This window comes from Paenibacillus oceani (assembly GCF_014705615.1).
In the GTDB taxonomy this organism is placed as follows: domain Bacteria; phylum Bacillota; class Bacilli; order Paenibacillales; family NBRC-103111; genus Paenibacillus_AB; species Paenibacillus_AB oceani.
The window spans coordinates 18217-36945 of sequence record NZ_JACXJA010000020.1 but is presented as its reverse complement, the minus strand read 5'-3'; the positions used below and the strand labels follow the sequence as shown (position 1 = coordinate 36945).

Genomic DNA, 18729 nt, shown 5'->3' with positions numbered 1-18729 from the left:
GACGGAGAAGGCGGGCTGTTTGGTTTGACTTTGTCGGGCGCGAGTGAATAATTATTGCCAACTCGGCCATATTACGGACATAACGGCAACCTGTCCGGATGCCAGCTTTGCTCCGCAAAGCTCAGCTTATGCTTACGATGCCAGCTTTGCTCCGCAAAGCTCAGCTTATGCTTACGATGCCAGCTTTGCTCCGCAAAGCTCTTAAGAGAGAAGGCGATGAGAATCGACAACAAATCCGTCTCCGCCATCCTGCTATTTTTCCTGTTTATGGGCAGCGTGGGCTTCATGAACCACGTTCTCGTCATTCCCGCCATCCTCGATATCGCCGGGCGCGACGCCTGGACGACCGTACTGATGGGGTTCGTCGTTCTGGCTCTCTGGACGCTGCTCCCCGCCCTGGTGATCCGGAAGATGAACGGCAAGCCGCTGAATGAGTGGCTGCGCGATCAGACAGGTCCGCTCGGGTCCAAGCTTATTTTGACGCTGCCCTTTGTCGCGTTAATCGGGAGTGTGGCGGTGACTTTGTTTGATACTTTAACTTGGACGCGGACCAATTATTTGCCCGAAACTCCGTTGGTTGTTACCGGCTCGGTATTCATGCTTCTATGTTTGGCCGCCGCGGCCTCCGGCTTATCCGCTATCACGCTGGCCAACGGCATTTTGCTGCCATTCGTCATCCTGTTCGGACTATTCGTGATGACTGCCAACATTCCCGATAAACATTACGACCTACTCATTCCGGTATTCGAAAAAGGTCCCGTTCCGGCGATCACCGCGATTCCGTTATTCGGCGCCGGTTATGTCGAGCTTGTGCTGATCGTTCTGCTGCAGCATCGGCTGAAACGTCCGGTCGGAGCGAAGTGGCTGCTGCTGATCGGCTTCGTCCTGGCCGGCCTGACGCTTGGGCCGATCATGGGCGCCATCTCCGAGTTCGGTCCGGCCGAAGCTGCCAAGCAGCGTTACCCCGCCTACGAGCAGTGGCGGCTTGTACAAATCGGTAAATATATCGAGCATGTCGACTTTTTATCGATCTACCAGTGGATGACCGGCGCATTTATCCGAATCTCCTTATCGCTGTATTTACTCGGCCAGCTCTCCGGTCTTCGCTCAGAGCGAAAGAAAACGTGGCTGCTGCTGCTGATTGGCGCCGCTGCCGTCATTTTCGCTATCAGCCCGATCAGCGACGCCTCCTTTTATTACGCGCTGAGCCGCTGCTGGCTGCCGGCCTCCTTTGGGATTCTGCTAGTTTTCTCTTTGGCCGTGACCGTTGCATCATGGCTCCATACGGACAGAGGAAGGAGTAAACGATCCGATGCCTGATTCGACTTACGAAGCCAAGTTCCGCCAATGGTTTGAAAACTGCGCCGACGTCATCATCCAGCCGGTATCCGCCGGTACCGCTCCGGGCAGCCCCGGCTATGTGCTGCTCTATTGCGACGGGCTGTGCGATATGAACCGGATCGATCAGACCGTAATGCCGGCATTGCTCAACGGCTTCCATCCTTCCTTGGGTGCGGACGGACTCCATATTCCGGGCCTGCGCAGCAACCCGATCGAGGACCCCGGCAATATCGAGGCTATATCCCAACTCGTGTTCAAAGGACGTCTGCTGATCGCCTTCGAGGAAACGGGCCGACTGATCGACGTGGAAATTTGCAGCAGTCCCGAACGCCGCCCAGAAGAACCGAACATGGAAATGTCCGTGCTTGGCCCGCGCGACGGCTTTACCGAGCATATGGCGACCAATGCGGCGCTTATCCGCAAAAGGCTGCGATCCCGTCAATTGTTCTACGAAACTTATCGGCTCGGCACCCAAAGCGCAACCGGGATCGGCCTCTTTTATTTGTCCGACCGCGTAGAGCGGGAATGCTTGGAGCAAATTCGCAGCAGGCTGCAAGCGGCAACACCGGAAATCGTCATCAGCGCCTCCCAGCTCGAGGAAATACTCGGCGACTCGCCGTTTGCCGTTTTTCCGCTGTTCAACTATACGGGCAGACCGGACTTTGCGATCAGCTGCATGATGCGCGGCAGAGTCATCGTGCTGATGGAAAACATCCCGCTTGCGCTGATTGCTCCCTCCAACCTGCTGCATATGCTGAAAAGTCCCGAAGATGCCCAGTTCGGATTCCTGATGGTTTCGTTCGGGCGCCTTCTCCGGCTGGTCGGGCTCGTATCCGCCGTATTTCTGCCCGGTTTCTGGATCGCTCTCGTCCAATACAATCACGACCAGCTCCCGTTCCCGCTGCTTGCTACGATCACCGTATCCCGCAACGGAATTCCGCTGTCCGCCCCGCTCGAGATGGCGCTTATGCTTCTGCTGCTGGAGCTGTTCCGGGAGGCCGGAGTACGTCTGCCCAAAACCGTCGGGCAAACGTTAACCGTAGTAGGAGGACTGATCATCGGCGAAGCGTCGATCCGTGCCGGCCTCGTCTCGCCGTCGATGGTCGTGGTAGGCTCGATTACCGCCGTAGCTACGTCCGCGCTTGTTAACCAGAAGCTGAGCGGCACGGTCAGCGTCCTACGCCTGTATGTGTTTCTCGTCTCTTCCCTGCTCGGCATGTTCGGCTTTATCCTCAGCATTTTGTCGCTCGTGTTGTATCTGGTCCGTCTGCAGTCGTTCGGACTCCCTTACTTGTGGCCGGTCAGTCCCTTATCCCTGGGCGACTTTCTGCAGGGTGTCATCCGGGTCCCTTGGAAGTACATTACTCCATATTTTCAAAAGAAGAAACGGACGGACCCGAAATCCGGAGCGGGGAGAGATCCGGTATGAGACCACCTGCGCGGAGCCGAATCCGGCGCCCGCTGCTCTTCCTGCAAGCCGTCTTGCTTCTGCTACTGAGCGGCTGCTGGGACGCCAAAGAAATCCAGGACGTCGCTTACGTTTCGGCTATCGGAGTCGATTACGAGGATCAGCTATACCGGGTCTACGTCCAGTTGATCAGCTTCGGCAATGTGGCCAAAACAGAGGGTGCGACCGTCGGTACCGCCCAGAAGGCGCCGATCTGGGTCGGAACGGGAGTCGGACAGTCGTTGAACGAGGCGTTTTTCGACCTGTACGGCACGTCCCAGCTCCGATTGTTCTGGGGCCACGTCACGTCGCTTGTATACAGTGAGCGATTTATCCGGAAAGGGCTGAACGAACTGATCGATCTGGTCAACCGGTACCGCGAGATCCGGTATACGAAATGGGTGTTCGGTACAAGCGAACCAATCGATAAGCTGTTCGCCACTTCTCCACTGTTCAACCTGACGCCGCTCAGCTCGATTCTTCATCAGCCCGGAGAGCCGTTCAGGCAAAATTCGGTGGTCGTTCCGCTTCAGTCCCAGCGGTTCATCTCGTTATTCAATGAACCGGCCGAGACGGTTCTGCTGCCGAGACTGGAGCTGCACAAAGGCAATTGGAAAATGGAACAAAAACCGCTCGGTATGCTGCGCATGCATGGAGCCTTTGCCTTTGCGGGCGGAAAATTCGTTGGCACCGTGCAGCACGAAAGCTTTACCGGCTTGCGGTGGCTTCACCCGGAGACGATCCGCACTCCCCTTCATGTGTACAAAAACGGAGAGCTTGTCGCCGCCCTTGTCATGAACAAGCCGAAGCCGCGGCTGGAATGCTCGGCCCGGCCGTCCGAAGGCCAGGTAAAATGCCGGCTTCGCTTAACCGTTCACGGTTCGATCAACGAGTTGTCTGCCGATATCGGCCTCTCTGCCCTCGAACACGAAGCGGCGGCTGCTATCGAGAACCAGATTCGCGATGCTTATCAGGCAGGAGTGAAACAAAAGCTCGATCTGCTCCAGATCGGGAACACGCTGTACAAAAAACAGCCCGCCCAATGGCACGAGCTGTTCGCGGACCAATTCCCGTTGAACGAGCAGTCGCTCGAATCGATTCAAGTACAAGCCCATATTTTATTCACCGGCAAATATAAAAATCAGGCAGCCCGCTGAATGAAGCGAAGGCTGCCTCTGTTTTTCCGGTCAGACGTTGTTTTCCACAAACTCAATCCGGTTGCCGAACGGGGCCCGGATATGGAAGCGGGTCTTGCCGGCAATGGGCTCATCCTCGTTAGCGCTAATTCCTGCCTCCTCCAGCCTGCTGCGAAGCTCCCCGATTCCGTGTACTTCGAAGGCGGGATGCGCCTTGGAGGCCGGAACAAAATCGTCCTGCACGCCAATATGCAGCTCATGCACCCCGCAGCGAAACCATACGCCTCCCCGCTTGCGGAGATTTTCCGGCTTCGGGATCTCCTCCATACCGAGCAGGCTGCCAAAAAAGCTTCGCGCTTCTTCCTCGCTTCCTCTCGGTGCGGCTAATTGGACATGATCGATTCCTGCGTAGCGATATGACATGGACTATCCCTCCTTAGTAGTTCCATCTAATGAAACCATATTTTATACAGTGGGACTTCCTTAATAGTATATTACCAGCTTCGATTGGATTTGTCATCCAAATTCGGGCGCCAGTAAACTGTACCATACGGAAAAAACCGTCACCCAGCACATTCGCGCTGTATGACGGTTTCGTTGCCTATTCCTTGAGCCCGGCGGCGATCTCAGCGATCACGCCGTTACTTCACAATCACTTTCAAAGTAGCCGTCTTGCCGCCGAATTTGGCTGTGATGGTAGCCGTTCCTTTGGCATAAGCCGTGATGGCTCCGTCCTTGACGTCTGCCGTTGCGTCACGCGAGCTTTTCCACTCGGCTTTGCCGGCTACGTCTACATCAAGCCCGTCGCGATAAGTCGCCGTCAAATTGACCCGCTTCGTCTCTCCGACCTTCATCTCGATCGTTTTGACGTTCGTTTTTAAATATTTCAAGCTGTCTACTTCGATCGGAATCGATACCGTCTTGCTGCCGTATTTGGCAGTGATCGTCGTTTTCCCGTAGCTGACTGCGCTAACGAGGCCCGTATGGTTTACGTCGGCGATCTTGTAAGAGCGTGTCGTCCATTCCGCTTCACCGGTTACGTCGCGCGTCGAGCCATCGGAGAACGTCGCAGTCAAACTTAACTGCTCGTTTTGACCCGATCTCAGCTCGGCCGATTTCTTGTTCAGGGTCAGCTTCTGGGCAGTGTCGATTTCGACCGGAATGGTAATTACCTTCGCTCCGTACTTGGCCGTCACCGTTACCCTGCCGCTATCGAACGCTGTAATCAGACCGTTATATACGTCCGCTACCTTGGCGGAAGAAACGGACCATACCGCTTTATTCGTAACGTCCTCCGTTGTACCGTTGCCGTAAGTTGCCGTCAAACCGACTTGCAAATTATCGCCTTTGCGCATTACGACGCTCCGGTGAGTCGGCATCAGCCGGTCGGCCAGCTCCACTTGTACGGAGATCGTAACCGTCTTCTCTCCGACCTTGGCCGTAATCGTCGATTTGCCGCTTCCGACCGCGGTCACGTATCCGCCGGACACTTCAGCGACGCTCGAGGATGATGAGCTCCAGGCCGCCTCGCTTGTCGAATCTTTGGAAGTGCCGTCCTTGTATTTGGTCGTGAGAAGGATTTGCTTGCCTTCCCCTTCCTTCAGGTAGATCGTTTTCTCGTTAGCGGTGAGGGATTCCATCGCTCCGACGCTGACCGTAATTTTGATCGTCTTCTTGCCATACTTCGCCGTAATGACCGCTTCCCCGCGATCGACCGCGCGGATTATGCCGTCGTCGGCCGTTGCGATCGACTCGTTGCTGGAAATCCATTCGGCCTTGGACGTGACGTCTTCCGTATTGTCATCTTCGTAAGTAGCCGTCAGCTTGATTTCCGCCGTATAGCCCGGTTGGAGCTCCACTTTCACCTTATCCGCTTCAAGCTTGGAAGCAGGGTCTACAGAAACCGGAATCGTAATGATTTTATCTCCGTACTTCGCCGTAACTTTCGTTTCCCCGGAGCTGATCGCTTTAACGATCCCTTTGGATTCGAGAACTGCTACCGCTTGATCCTCCGAGCTCCACTCTGCGGAATCGGTGATGATCTCGCTGGTGCCGTTTGCATAATAAGCTTTCAGCTCCAGCTTCGGAGCCGCTTCCCCTTTGCGCAGCGACAACGATTTTTTGTCCAGCTCCAGCTTTCTGGCTATGCCTACGTCTACTGCGGCGGTAACGGTTTTGGAACCGTAAGTGGCAGAGATCGTCGCTTGGCCGACCTTATAGGCCCGGATCTGACCGTCCACAACATCGGCCACGTCGGCATTGTCCGAAGACCATTCCGCCAGATTGGTAACGTCCACTGATGCTCCGCCGTCTGCAAACGTTGCTTTTAGCGTCAGATTATCCGTGCCGCCCACTTTCAGGAATATATCGCTTTTGCTCAGCGTCAAGTTTTTCGCCAGCTCTACATTCACGGTCACGACCGCCGTTTTCTCGCCGAAACTGCCGGTAATGGCCGCCTGGCCAGTCCCGAGCGCGGTGATCTTGCCGTTAATGACGTCGGCGACTTCCGGCTTGTCGGAGCTCCACTGCGCTTTGGTGGTAACGTCCTCGCTATTGCCGTCCGCATAGGTAACTTCGAGCTTGACCGTATTCTCGTCGCCCACTTTGACATGAAGCGTCGAAGGCGTCACTTTTAATACGCGGGCCGTATCGACCTGAACCGGAATCGATACCGATTTGTCCCCGTACTCGGCCTTAATCGTCGCCTCTCCGCTTCCATTGGCGCGTACTTTACCCTTCGATACATAAGCGACGCTCTCGTCGCTCGAAGACCATGTCGCCAGTCCGGTTACGTCCTCAGGCGCATTGCCGCTCGCAAAGATCGCTTCCAGCTTGATCGTCTCTTCCGTTCCCTTGCGCATTGATAGCGACGTTTTGTCCGCTTCCAGCTTGCGCGCGATTCCAGCGTCGACAGTGATCGTTACGGTTTTCGTACCATAACTTGCCGTAATGGTCGCTTGACCGACCGAGTTGGCGGTAATGGTACCGTCCTCTACGTCGGCAATCGACTCGTCGCTGCTGGACCATTCCGCTTTGGCTGTCACCACTTCGCTAGTGTTGTTCTCGTCGGCATAATACGCCGTCAGCGTAATGGTCTCAGACCCGTCTATCTTCAGGAACAAATCAGTCTTGCTCGCTTCCAGTTTCTTGACCGTCTCTACATTGACGATAATCGTAGCCGACTTGCCGCCGTAAGTTCCCGTTAAGGTCGCTTGTCCGGCGCCGTAAGCAGTTACGACTCCTTTAAATATATCCGCCACGCTTCCGTTCGAAGACGTCCATTCGGCGAGGGCGGCCACATCGTCGGTATCGCCGTTCTCGAACATCGCCATCAGCTTCACGTCGTCGGTGCCGCCTACGCGCAAATCGATACTTTCGACGGAAGGGTCGAGCCGGCGTACAATATCTACGCTGACCGGCACGGTAACGGTTTTGCCGCCGTAGGTCGCGATGACGTTCGTCTTCCCGGAGCCGACCGCCGTCACTTTCCCGTTCACGACGGATGCGACCAGATCGCTTTCGGTTCTCCATTCCGCTTTGGACGTTACGTCTTCGACTTGCCCGTCCGTATAGGTCGCTTCCAGTGTAATCTGCTCAAATTGTCCAACGCGCTTGGATAGAGACTGTTTGTTCTTGTCCAGGCTGCGCACTTTTTTGTGGACGTTCACTGTGACGACCTCGGTTTTTCCCAAATAAGTCGCTGTAATGTACGCCGTTCCTTCCTTCTTGGCTACGATGTTGCCCGCGTATACGGAAGCGACGTCCGGATTGTTCGCATCCGCATTCCATATCGCTTTTATCGTGACATCGGATGTCGAGCCATTTACGTTAATAGCCGTCGCCGTCAAGGAGAACGAGTCGCCCACCGATAACGACAACGCATTTTTGGATAACACAAGACGCGAGATTTCTTCCGCGGCCCATGCCCGTCCCGTACCAGGCCCGATGACCAGGGCGGCTATAAGAATGAACTGCATCATGACGATACTGATTTGCTTCCATCTAAACCCGGATAACAAGCTTGTCCGTTTGTTCCTTTGCGTCAAATCGGCCATTCCTTTCTTCCGCTCCTCCGCTGAGGACACGCTTTTTGTAAACTTTCAATACGTCTCCTCTTTATATCGACAAAAATGGACAATAACTTTATACTTATATTTTTATAAATCTTGCAACTTTTCGTGACGCTCTCCCGTCTATGTTTAATTCCAGCACAAAAAACCCTTCCCGCCTATCCAAGGAAGGGCTGCTGGGTGATTTCCGCCTTCTTCTGCGTGTTCAGGTTCCTCCCCCTAGGCGTATCCCCCCCACATAACACAAAAGTTCAATCCCCCATAATGGGAGATTGAACTTCTATTCCGCATATGTGCGGGAGAGTTAGTCCTAAGATACCTACTTATTATTTCTTGATCCAGTGCATCATTTCACGAAGCTGACGGCCAACCGTCTCCAATTGATGCTCGGACTCGCGGCGGCGAGTAGCTGTGAAGAACGCACGGTTCGATTGGTTTTCGAGAATGAAGTTGCGCGCGAACGTACCGTTTTGGATATCTTCGAGCACTTTCTTCATTTCTTTCTTCGTTTCGTCCGTTACAACGCGAGGACCGGTCACATAGTCGCCGTACTCAGCCGTGTTGGAGATGGAGTGACGCATTGCAGCCAGACCGCCTTCATACATCAGGTCGACGATCAGCTTCAGCTCGTGCAAGCACTCGAAGTAAGCAACTTCTGGCTGGTAGCCGGCTTCAACAAGCGTCTCGAAACCCGCTTTAACAAGCGCCGAAGTACCTCCGCACAATACAGCTTGCTCCCCGAACAAGTCGGTTTCGGTTTCTTCGCGGAACGTCGTTTCGATAACGCCCGCACGGGTGCAGCCGATTCCTTTTGCATAAGCAAGACCGAGGTCTTTCGCTTTGCCGGAAGCGTCTTGGTATACGGCGATCAGGCCCGGTACGCCGAAGCCTTCTACGTATACGCGGCGAACGAGGTGACCCGGCGATTTTGGAGCGACCATGAATACGTCGGTGTCCGCGTTCGGCACGATTTGGCCGAAGTGGATGTTGAAGCCGTGGGAGAATACAAGCGCTGCGCCTTTTTTCAGGTTTGGCGCAATCTCTTCATTGTATACTTTCGCTTGCGTTTCGTCCGGCATCAAAATTTGTACCAGATCCGCGCGGCTAGCTGCTTCTGCAACGGAAACAACTTCGAAGCCGTCGTTTTTCGCCTGGTCCCAAGAACGGCCTTGACGAAGCCCGATAATGACTTTTACACCGCTGTCGCGCAAGTTTTGCGCTTGAGCGTGACCTTGGCTGCCGTAGCCAATAATTGCAACCGTTTTGCCGGAGAGTACGCTTAAGTCAGCGTCTTTTTCATAATACATTGTTACTGCCATGGAATAAGTTCCTCCTCGATTTTTCTAACAACCCTGTGAGCGGGCGTCCGAGGCGGCGAACCGGCGAACAGCGCGGGCTGCGGCAGGCTCGTCCCCTTGGACCCCCGCTCGAGGGCTGCTAATGTGTTCCTTAAGCGGGTTAAATTTAGAATAGCCGATCCGTTACTTCACCATGCCGCGGATCATTGCGGTAATACCCGTCCGGGAAAACTCCCGGATGCCGTACGGCTTGAGAAGCTCCGCCATCGCATCGATCTTCGTCGTATCGCCGACCACTTGAACGATCAGCGAATTCGGGCCGATGTCGACGACAGCCGCGCGGAACGTCTCGACGATGCCGAGAATTTCCGGCCGCATGCTTGGCTCGGCGCTTACTTTAATAAGAGCGAGCTCGCGGGCTACCATCGGATGGGAGCTCAGGTCGACTACTTTAATGACGTCAATCAATTTGTACAGCTGCTTCTGCACCTGCTCGAGCGTCCGGGCGTCGCCCGTCGTCACGATAACCATGCGCGACAGGCCCGCCTCCTCGGACTCCCCGACGGTAATGCTCTCAATATTAAACCCTCTGCGTCCGAACAATCCGGAGACGCGTTGCAGGACGCCAGGCTGGTTATTGACCAAAACGGATATGGTATGCTTCATCGTACTCATTCCGAATCCCCCAATATCATCTGACTTAACGTGCTGCCCGCCGTAACCATCGGGAAGACGTTCTCCCCTTTCGGCACGACGAAGTCGATGACGACCGGTCCCGGGGTATCGAGCGCTTCCTGCCAAGCTTGGCGCGCTTCTTCCTTATTGGTCGCACGAAGTCCTTTAACGCCGTACGCTTCCGCCAATTTCACGAAATCCGGGCTGCCGGCCAGGTCAATATGGCTGTAGCGGTTCTCATAGATGATCTCCTGCCACTGGCGTACCATACCGAGCACCTGGTTGTTAATAATCACGACTTTCACCGGAATGTTGTTGATCGCGCAAATCGCCAGCTCCTGGGCGCACATCTGCATCCCGCCGTCACCGTTGATCGAGACGACCAGCTTATCCGGGTTGCCCATCTGGGCCCCGATCGCCGACGGGAAGCCGAAGCCCATCGTGCCGAGTCCGCCTGAAGAGATGAACGAGCGCGGATTCTGGAACTTGTAATATTGCGCAGCCCACATCTGATGCTGGCCGACGTCGGTCGTCACGATCGCTTCGCCCTTCGTCGTCTCGTTGATCATCTCGATAACGTATTGCGGCTTCAGCTCGGTATCCGAGTCTTTGTACCGCAACGGCTGCTGCTGCTTCATCGCGGCGATCTCCTTGATCCATTCCTGCGATTTGGCCGGTTTCGCCTTCTGGTTGGCGAGCTGCAGTACGGCCTTTACGTCGCCTACGACCGGGATGTCGGTTTTAATGTTTTTGCCGATCTCCGCCGGATCGACGTCGATATGGGCGACCGTCTTCACGTTCGGCGCGAAGCCGTCCAGGTTCATGGTCACGCGATCGTCGAAGCGGGAACCGATGGAGATGAGCAGATCCGCATTTTGAATCGCATGGTTCGCCGTATACGTGCCGTGCATCCCCGGCATGCCCATCCACAGCTCGTGGCCGCTCGGGAATCCGCCGAGTCCGAGCAAGGTCGTCGTGATCGGAATTTGCGTCATGTTCACGAATTCGACCAGCTCCGGAGCCGCGTCCGCGTAGACGACGCCGCCGCCGGCGATAATGACCGGACGTTCCGCCTGCTCGATCGCCTGGAGCAGCTTGTCGACTTGCAGCTTGTTCGGCTGGGTCGTCGGATTGTAGCCGCGAATCTCGACCTTGTCCGGGTAGTAAAATTCCGTCTTGAGCGCCGATACGTCCTTGGGAATATCGATCAGGACAGGACCTTTACGTCCAGTGTTGGCGATATGGAACGCTTCATGAATGATACGCGGCAGGTCCTCGACCTTGCGCACCAAGTAGCTATGCTTCGTAATCGGCATCGTGATGCCGGTAATGTCCGCTTCCTGGAACGCGTCGGTTCCGATAAACTGGGTCGCTACGTTGCCGGTAATGACGACGAGCGGCACCGAATCCATATACGCGGTAGCAATTCCGGTGACGAGGTTGGTTGCTCCCGGTCCGGAAGTCGCGATACAGACACCGACATTCCCGGTAGACCTCGCATAGCCGTCAGCGGCATGAATCGCGCCTTGTTCGTGACGGGTGAGCAGATGCTTGAAATCCGGATTGCCATGCATCGCGTCGTAAATGTATAATACAGCTCCGCCCGGGTAGCCGAAGACGCAATCCACTCCCTCCAAAAGCAGTGAACGAAGCAAAATCTCCGACCCGGTAATCACGTCCGGCTGAAGCAGCTTGCGGCGAAGTTGTTCCTTAGACAGTGTCGCTTCCATTTGAGCACACATAAGTGACCCTCCTCTCAAAGATTAACCATCTGCGGTATATGCTTCAGACGAAACCAAAAAACCCCTTTCGTCCGAAGCGCGCGAATGCGCGAACGGGACGAAAGGGGTTAGCTCTTCCGTGGTACCACCCAAGTTTGCAATGCGCCTCACAGCGCAAAGCCTTAGCAAGTACGAGCTCCTCGAGGTCGGCTGATACTTGCGGCACGGTAACGTGTGCCATTCCGATTCCCCCTACTAGCGCAGCATCTGACAAGATACCGTTTTTCAGGGAAACAGCTCCGAGGTGAGCTCGTCGACAAAGGATTATGGCTTAGGTTTCAGCTGATCCTTAAGCTCTCTGGTACATAAGGGCCTTTGTCACTTCGTCCTCATCATAGCCGATCACGACAATTAATTGAAGTCAATGTTAGACATATTATATCACTACCGTCCGAATAGTCAATACCCTTCGATCCGAATCGTGTCCCGGAATGATCTGGAAGCCGTCAGCTCCACTCCTTCTTCTTCAGATCGGCGAGCTCGGCCAGATGTTTCGCATAATCGAAAGCTTTGCCGGCGCGCGTGCCCGGGGCCGCTTGAGTCTGTATTTGATCGAGCCCTGCACTCAGTTTCTCGAGCAAAGCCGTGACCTTGTCGCGCGCCTTTGCCTTCTCCTGCTCCGGGATTTTATCCGCATCGACGATCCGGTGGGGGAACAGCGGGATGTTCCAGCCCGTGACCTCGGCGGCGGCGTTCTCCACAAGCTCCAGCAAAGCTTTGACCGGCTCCCTCTGCTCCGGAGGATAGTAGGTGTAGTAATCGTTCAAAATGGCGCTTAAATCTTCGCCCCAGAGCGCTCTGCAGAATACGTAGCCGTTAAACGCCTGCGCCCATTTCCAGTCGTAATCCGGATATCCCGGGCAAGGTACGACGAGGTTGGTCAAGCCGTCAGCCTGCAGCTCGCGAAAATAGGCCATATCGGCCACTATTCGGCTGGGGATGCTCGGGAACAGGGCGGAGAACATATAATGATCGCTGTAATATTCGAAAATCGTCAGCTTCGTGCCATTCCTGTGCGCTTCCGCCGCCCAATCGCGCTCGATCCGGTCCGCTTTCCGGTCGGACAACGACGGCGACTCCTCCAGACCGTACCGGTAATCTCTGCCCCAGAAGGCGAGCAGCGTGTCGATCTCCCGGGAGCCGGACATGCTTCCCCGGTCGAGCATCTTCCAGGACAACCCCGCATTATAGGAAATGTGCTCCACTTCAACGCCGGGCAGCTTGTCGTTTAATTTCCGCTTCAACTGCTCCGTATGCCGGATGTACAGCTCCAGAAACGTCTCGCTTTGGGAGGAGACGTCCTCGGGCCATAACGACACCCGGGTCAGACGGGGGACATCGGCGCAATAGTCCGCGATCATCCCGATCACCGATTGCTGCCAGGACGGGTCCCCATAATCCAGCTGACGTTTGGCCATGTAAGGATGATCCGCAGACTGTCTGTGCAAAGCCTCTTCCTTATCGAGGAAAAATTTCATGCTGTGTCCGCCGAGTGTGATGTCCATGCCCCGCTTGACGATTTCCGGCGCGACCGTATCGCGGATGTTGTCCCATAACATAAACGTAAAGAAAATTTCGCCTACCCGGTTTTTGGCCATCCAGTCGATCATATCGCTGATGAAGGCGGGGTCGTAGATGTTCTCGAATACGAACCCTCTGCGCCCGAACCACGGCTCGTACAAGCGGGCCTCCCCTTCCGGACCCGGCAGCTCATCGGACAGCGCCGGTTCCTCCCCCGGATAGATCCAATGCACGCCCGCGTACACTTTGAAAAAGTCGTAGACGGCATACAGAGCCGCAGCCGGCGTCAGCCCCGCAAGCAGCACTTCGCGCTCCTTTACCTCCATCCAGTAGCTGCCCTGCTTCAGCTCCCGCTGATCGGCCAGTTCCGCCTGAAGCCGTGCGCTGCACCCGTGCTCCAGAGCTTCGTCTATCGTCGTGATCGTTACGGCGGCATCGGAAGCAACCGCCCTCAGCCTTCCCCCATACTGCATCGCAAGACGCGCCCATTCTTCCGCCGCAAACCGGATCGCCGGCTCCGCTGACCAGCTCGTAATCTTGTTGTTCATGCCTAACGCTCCTCCATTTCCGCTATATACGCGTAAAGCTTGGGTGTTCCTCATCCGGCCAAAGCCCGCTCTTACAAGAAATCCCGGCTACTTCCGCACCTGCAGCTTGATTAACTGTGCCCCTTGCGTATAATAAACGCTTCCGTCCGGGCCAAGCGTCATCAGGTTCACCGGTTTGTCCGTCAGCAAACGCGAGTCGAGCGTCCGGGGATCGAAGACGAGCAGACGGCGACCGATCGTCGTGTACAGCATTCCGTCGCCGCCCCATCTCAGGAAGAACGGCCGCCACGCGCTCCCTCTGTCGCCTTCCGATATGACGCGGCTTTTGACGACTGTCCGGGTCAGCGGGTCCATCGCGAACAAAGCGCACGCGCTGTCCGCCTCCTCCGCTCTCCCCCACATAATCCCCCACAGCAGTCCGTCGGGCCCGAAGCTCAACTCCCCGATCATTTGCGGCGAAATAAATCCGGGAACCTCGGGCTTCAGCTCCGCTGTCCGGGCCGCCTTAGCGACGTCCCATACGAAGAAGCGCGCTTCCGTTTCGGAAGGCGGAATGCCGAGCCCGCCCCAGATCGAGGTACCTCCGTACACGAGACCGTCCCGATAAGCGAGCCCGATGACGCTCTGGTTGTTCACCACATGACGGTGCACGTTCCAGGTTCCGGCTGCCGGATCGTATATAGTCAACGCTCCTCCAAGCTGGCCGTAGCCCGAGATCGTCCCGATAAACAGCTTGCCGCCGCCTGCGGCAAACGTAAACGGACGACTCTGCTCGTCTTCGATCTCGTACGCGACGAACGGATTATCGCCCATCCGGAACGGCTTCGTCGGATCGTATTCACAGATGACGGCGCCGCCGTACAAGCCGAAGAAAGCTTTCCCGTTCAAAAAGCCGATCCCCTCAATCTGATGCGGCTCTTTCTCCTGAACGGCAAATTGGCCTGCGGCCGTGTCGTATACGCTCATCGCGCCCTGGTAGCCGCCCATATACAAGTTCCCGTCGGGCCCGGTTTCCAGCGACTGCACCTCGATCCCACTCGGCCGGACCTGCGTCTGCAGCACTTCTATCGTATGGTCGATCGGATCATACAAAATCCGCTCGATTTCGTTCGTCAAAGCGACCAGCACATGGCGCCCCGTCTTCGGCCCTTCCGCGATCCGCATCCAGTTAGCGGCTCTCCACGAATGGCTCGGCAGCGCCAGATCCGGCTCCGCCGGCGCAGTCTCGTCGCTGGACAGATCGTAGGTCCACAGTGCAGACGTGTTTTTGTTGCGGTAATACATCAAGGTTCCGTTATACGGCGAAGGCGGAGAGAGCATTCCGTCGAAAGCCGGAGCGGACAACCAGTCGATCTGCCGGATCACCCGGTACGTAAGCTCGTCCAGAACAAGCAGCGACGTCCCGTATGCGACGAAAAGCTTGCCGCCATACCCCCATATGTTCGAGATCGATGCAGCCGACCCGGTGATCGGCAGCGGAATCTCGGTCTTCTCTCCATTCTCGCGGTCGTACCGGAACAAATGAGCCGTCGTACCGGTCCCCGCATAGAAGTAACGGCCGGATACGCCGCCGCCCCGCACATAATCCTGTCCGGGCTGAACGACCCCCAGATCGGCAAACGAAGCCGAGGCGATGTCGTAGACGAACGCCTTGCCCGCTCCCGGCGCATACGTGGAGCCGTAGATGCGGCCGTCCGGCGAAGCATCCAGGTCCCAGATCCATTTGTTCGACGGATTCGCTCCGAGATTTTCAAGAACCTTCTCGTCAGGTTTGTAGCGAAGCAAATAACCGGTATTCGTTCCGCCTATGTATACATAGTTGTCCGATCCGACGACCACCGCCCAGATCACGTCGTGTCCCGGCAGCGGCTCCTTGAAGTTCACTCGGCCGGTCAAAGCATCCACCGCATAAAAGGTCGACGGCGAGCCGTTCGTGCCCAAATACAGCTCTCCGCCCGCAATCGCCCCTCCTTGCGTTCTGGCCACAAGCGTAGCATCTCCCAGCGATACGGGTCCGGCATATTCATAAGGCGATACCAGGACGAGCACCTCCCGTTCATTGATCAACACCGCTTCCCGGGCCGAAACTTATACGGCGCCCCCTTGGTCCGGGATAACGGATTCCACTTCAACTAAGGCAAAAAAAGACTGCCGGAGGGCAGCCTTCTTCATGATTAAGCGTTGATTTTTTGCTTAGCTGTGTCAGCCAGGCTCGTGAATGCTTTCAGATCGTTAACCGCCAGATCGGCGAGCATTTTGCGGTTTACGTCGATGCCAGCCAATTTCAGGCCGTGCATCAGCTTGCTGTAGGACAAGCCGTTCAACCGTGCTGCTGCGTTGATCCGTACGATCCAGAGCTTACGGAAATTACGCTTCGTTTGACGACGATCGCGGTAAGCATAAGTCAACGATTTCAGAACTTGCTCGTTTGCGGTTTTAAACAGTCTATGTTTGGAGCCGTAGTAACCTCTGGCCAACTTTAGAATTTTTTTGCGACGACGTGCGCGGACGATTCCGCCTTTTACCCTTGCCATGTGTGGGATACCTCCTGAGCGTTATTGCGCCGTTATGGGCGGCTGCTATTGATATTCGTAATCGACGATTATTTCAAGTTGGCGATTTGCTGCTTCAAGCGAGCTACATCACCGGCCGCCATGATCGGCGATTTGCCCAGGCGTTGCTTCTGGCTTTTGGCTTTACCGTACATCAAATGGTTCTGGTAAGCTTTTTGTCTTCTTACTTTACCGGTTCCGGTAACTTTGATGCGGTCTTTCAAGCTGCTGTGCGTTTTCATCTTAGGCATATGGAAAGTCCTCCTCGTTAGATTAGCTTTGCGGTTTCGGCGACAAAATCATAATCATGCTGCGGCCTTCAAGCTTCGGCCGGCGTTCCACGATCGAGTCGTTCTCGACTTCGGCCGCCATTCGCTCCAGCACCTTTTGCCCGATGTCGGCGTGCGTGATCTCGCGTCCGCGGAAACGGACGGACAGTTTCACTTTATCGCCGTCTTGCAAAAACTTCGCGACGTTACGAAGCTTCGTTTGAAAATCGTGCTCGTCGATCGTTGCGGTCAGGCGGATTTCCTTGATCTCAACGATTTTTTGGTTTTTGCGGGCTTCTTTTTCTTTCTTCTGCATTTCATAACGGTATTTGCCGTAATCCATGACCCGGCATACCGGCGGCTTAGCCGTCGGAGCCACGTTTACGAGGTCCAGACTCGCATCGATCGCAATCTGCATCGCCTCGCGAAACGATTTGATACCGAGCTGTTCACCGTCGGGACCGATGAGCCGCACTTCTTTGGCGCGAATTTCCTCATTGATCATATGATCTTTACTAATAGCGTTCCACCTCCTAAGTAGTCCCCCAAAAACATAAAGCTTGCAGATGATTCCGGGTACTAGCGGGGGTGCCCGGAACCATTCCGGAACGTACGGGACGCTCCGGACCGACAATCGGATACAAAATAAAAAAGATGCGGACAGAAATCGCCCACATCTTACGATGACAAATTGAACTTTGAACAAGGTTCGTTCCGTTCGTTGTAGACCCGCCGACTCCGGTCGGCCAAGGTGAGAAGCGGGCGCCTCTGCTTGGTTACGATTATGAACACTCGAATACTATACTACGTTTAGCCTTTCTTGTCAACCGCAGGCGGCGGCGTTACACTTGCTTGCTTTGAACATCCTCGAGCCGGATGACGCGGGTATGCTGCGTGTGGCTCCATTGCTTATTGTTCTGAGTGAAAAAGGCGTACAGCGTAATCGGCCACCACGATGCCAGGAAGATCGGATACGTGATGAGCGATGCGTACATTTTCCACGATTTGACCTTCTCGAATGCCATAGCCAGCGGGAATCCGAGGTAGACGGCCGCCGTTACGACAGTGAGCAGCCATGTCGGCACATAGTCGTAAAGCGATGAGAAATGCGGCGTACCCGGAAGCGCGATATCGATCCACAGGATGGCGCTGAATACGAAACCGAGCAGGACGTTGTACACGTTGAACGTGTAAATCGCCGTATCGATCTTCGCCCAGCTGCGTTCACGAATCCCTTGCCACAGCAAAGGGAAAAAGTAACGGCGCGCGACTTCGAAATGTCCTTGCATCCAGCGCAGCCTTTGACGGGCGGATGCTTTAAACGTGAGCGGCTTTTCGTCATAAACTTTGGCGTCGTAGCAGAACGTCGGATTGATGCCCCGCTTGACGCAGCGGACGGTAAATTCCAGATCCTCGACCAGGCTGGTAGCGCCCCAGCCCATTTCCTTGAGCAGGGTAGAATCGAAGCACATGCCTGTGCCTCCGAGGAAGTTGGCCAGCTTCAGGTTTGTGCGCGGCAACTGCCAGAGGCGGTTGCAGAACCAGTATGTGACCGCATAAGCGGCCGTAATCCACGAATCGTTCGGATTTTTCGTATCGAGATAAGCTTGAATGACTTTGGAACCCGAGCAGAGCTCGTTATTCATGTGCTGGAGGAAGTCGTCGTTCACCAGGTTATCGGCATCGAGAATGACTACTCCGTCGTACGATTTCGGCATTTTCCACAGTTCTTTGAGCATCCATTCGATGGCGTATCCTTTGCCGCGCAAGCTAGGATTGTTGCGGACGCAGGCGTAGACGCCCATGCTTCTTGCAATGTCGGCCGTCCGGTCGGTACAGTTGTCGCAGATGACGAAAACGTCGTACAGCTCCTTCGGATAATCCAGGTGCTTCAAGTTTTCGATCAGCGCTCCGACTACTTGTTCCTCGTTGTGGGCGGCTACAAGAACCGCAAACCTTTTCTGGGCGTTAAAGTGCGCCGTGCGTTTTTTCCGGTAAAATCCGAAGAGCGAGAAAAACAGTGAGTACGCTCCGAGACAAGCCAGAAGCACCTGCACGACCAAGATAATAATGTCCGGCATGATGTGACCC

14 protein-coding genes are annotated in these 18729 nt (G+C 55.4%); 3 read left to right on the top strand and 11 right to left on the bottom strand.

The features are described from left to right. Nucleotides 1-216: 216 nt before the first annotated feature. From IDH45_RS15790 to IDH45_RS15780, 3 genes are read left to right on the top strand one after another with little or no spacing between them, the layout of a single operon-like run. Nucleotides 217-1320, top strand: a complete 1104-nt coding sequence (locus IDH45_RS15790; RefSeq protein WP_190929088.1) for a GerAB/ArcD/ProY family transporter — start codon at nucleotides 217-219, stop codon at nucleotides 1318-1320. Continuing rightward, nucleotides 1313-2770, top strand: coding sequence for a spore germination protein (locus tag IDH45_RS15785; protein WP_190929087.1), 1458 nt, complete (start codon nucleotides 1313-1315; stop codon nucleotides 2768-2770). The genes IDH45_RS15790 and IDH45_RS15785 overlap by 8 nt, the downstream gene beginning before the upstream one ends. Next, nucleotides 2767-3945, top strand: a complete 1179-nt coding sequence (locus tag IDH45_RS15780) for a Ger(x)C family spore germination protein (RefSeq protein WP_190929086.1) — start codon at nucleotides 2767-2769, stop codon at nucleotides 3943-3945. Before IDH45_RS15785 ends, IDH45_RS15780 begins: the two co-directional genes overlap by 4 nt. 30 nt (nucleotides 3946-3975) lie before the next feature. Here the strand turns inward: IDH45_RS15780 and IDH45_RS15775 are convergent, their stop codons facing one another. The 11 genes from IDH45_RS15775 to IDH45_RS15725 all read right to left on the bottom strand — a co-directional run bounded on the left by IDH45_RS15775 (nucleotide 3976) and on the right by IDH45_RS15725 (nucleotide 18719). Then, nucleotides 3976-4347 (bottom strand): VOC family protein, encoded by a 372-nt coding sequence (locus tag IDH45_RS15775; protein WP_190929085.1) that lies wholly within the window; start codon nucleotides 4345-4347, stop codon nucleotides 3976-3978. Nucleotides 4348-4565: 218 nt separating this feature from the next. Beyond that, nucleotides 4566-7979 (bottom strand): Ig-like domain-containing protein, encoded by a 3414-nt coding sequence (locus IDH45_RS15770; protein ID WP_190929084.1) that lies wholly within the window; start codon nucleotides 7977-7979, stop codon nucleotides 4566-4568. 341 nt (nucleotides 7980-8320) lie between these two features. Next, nucleotides 8321-9313 carry a ketol-acid reductoisomerase gene (ilvC, locus tag IDH45_RS15765; RefSeq protein ID WP_190929083.1) on the bottom strand — a complete coding sequence of 331 codons (993 nt, stop codon included), beginning with the start codon at nucleotides 9311-9313 and terminating at the stop codon, nucleotides 8321-8323. Nucleotides 9314-9475: 162 nt separating this feature from the next. After that, nucleotides 9476-9967 carry an acetolactate synthase small subunit gene (ilvN, locus tag IDH45_RS15760; protein WP_190929082.1) on the bottom strand — a complete coding sequence of 164 codons (492 nt, stop codon included), beginning with the start codon at nucleotides 9965-9967 and terminating at the stop codon, nucleotides 9476-9478. Continuing rightward, nucleotides 9964-11709 (bottom strand): biosynthetic-type acetolactate synthase large subunit, encoded by a 1746-nt coding sequence (ilvB, locus tag IDH45_RS15755; RefSeq protein WP_223836706.1) that lies wholly within the window; start codon nucleotides 11707-11709, stop codon nucleotides 9964-9966. Before ilvB ends, ilvN begins: the two co-directional genes overlap by 4 nt. A gap of 485 nt (nucleotides 11710-12194) precedes the next feature. Further along, entirely contained in the window at nucleotides 12195-13817 is a 1623-nt protein-coding gene (locus tag IDH45_RS15750) for a hypothetical protein (RefSeq protein WP_190929081.1), read from the bottom strand. 87 nt (nucleotides 13818-13904) lie between these two features. Then, nucleotides 13905-15884, bottom strand: a complete 1980-nt coding sequence (locus IDH45_RS15745; RefSeq protein ID WP_190929080.1) for a PQQ-like beta-propeller repeat protein — start codon at nucleotides 15882-15884, stop codon at nucleotides 13905-13907. A gap of 107 nt (nucleotides 15885-15991) precedes the next feature. Beyond that, nucleotides 15992-16351 carry a 50S ribosomal protein L20 gene (gene rplT / locus IDH45_RS15740; protein ID WP_190929079.1) on the bottom strand — a complete coding sequence of 120 codons (360 nt, stop codon included), beginning with the start codon at nucleotides 16349-16351 and terminating at the stop codon, nucleotides 15992-15994. Between the two features lie 68 nt (nucleotides 16352-16419). Further along, nucleotides 16420-16620 carry a 50S ribosomal protein L35 gene (gene rpmI, locus IDH45_RS15735; protein ID WP_190929078.1) on the bottom strand — a complete coding sequence of 67 codons (201 nt, stop codon included), beginning with the start codon at nucleotides 16618-16620 and terminating at the stop codon, nucleotides 16420-16422. Between the two features lie 22 nt (nucleotides 16621-16642). Then, nucleotides 16643-17143, bottom strand: coding sequence for a translation initiation factor IF-3 (infC, locus tag IDH45_RS15730; protein WP_190929077.1), 501 nt, complete (start codon nucleotides 17141-17143; stop codon nucleotides 16643-16645). A gap of 337 nt (nucleotides 17144-17480) precedes the next feature. Then, complete coding sequence (locus IDH45_RS15725) at nucleotides 17481-18719, bottom strand: glycosyltransferase family 2 protein (protein ID WP_190929076.1); 1239 nt, start codon at nucleotides 18717-18719, stop codon at nucleotides 17481-17483. Nucleotides 18720-18729: the final 10 nt, after the last annotated feature.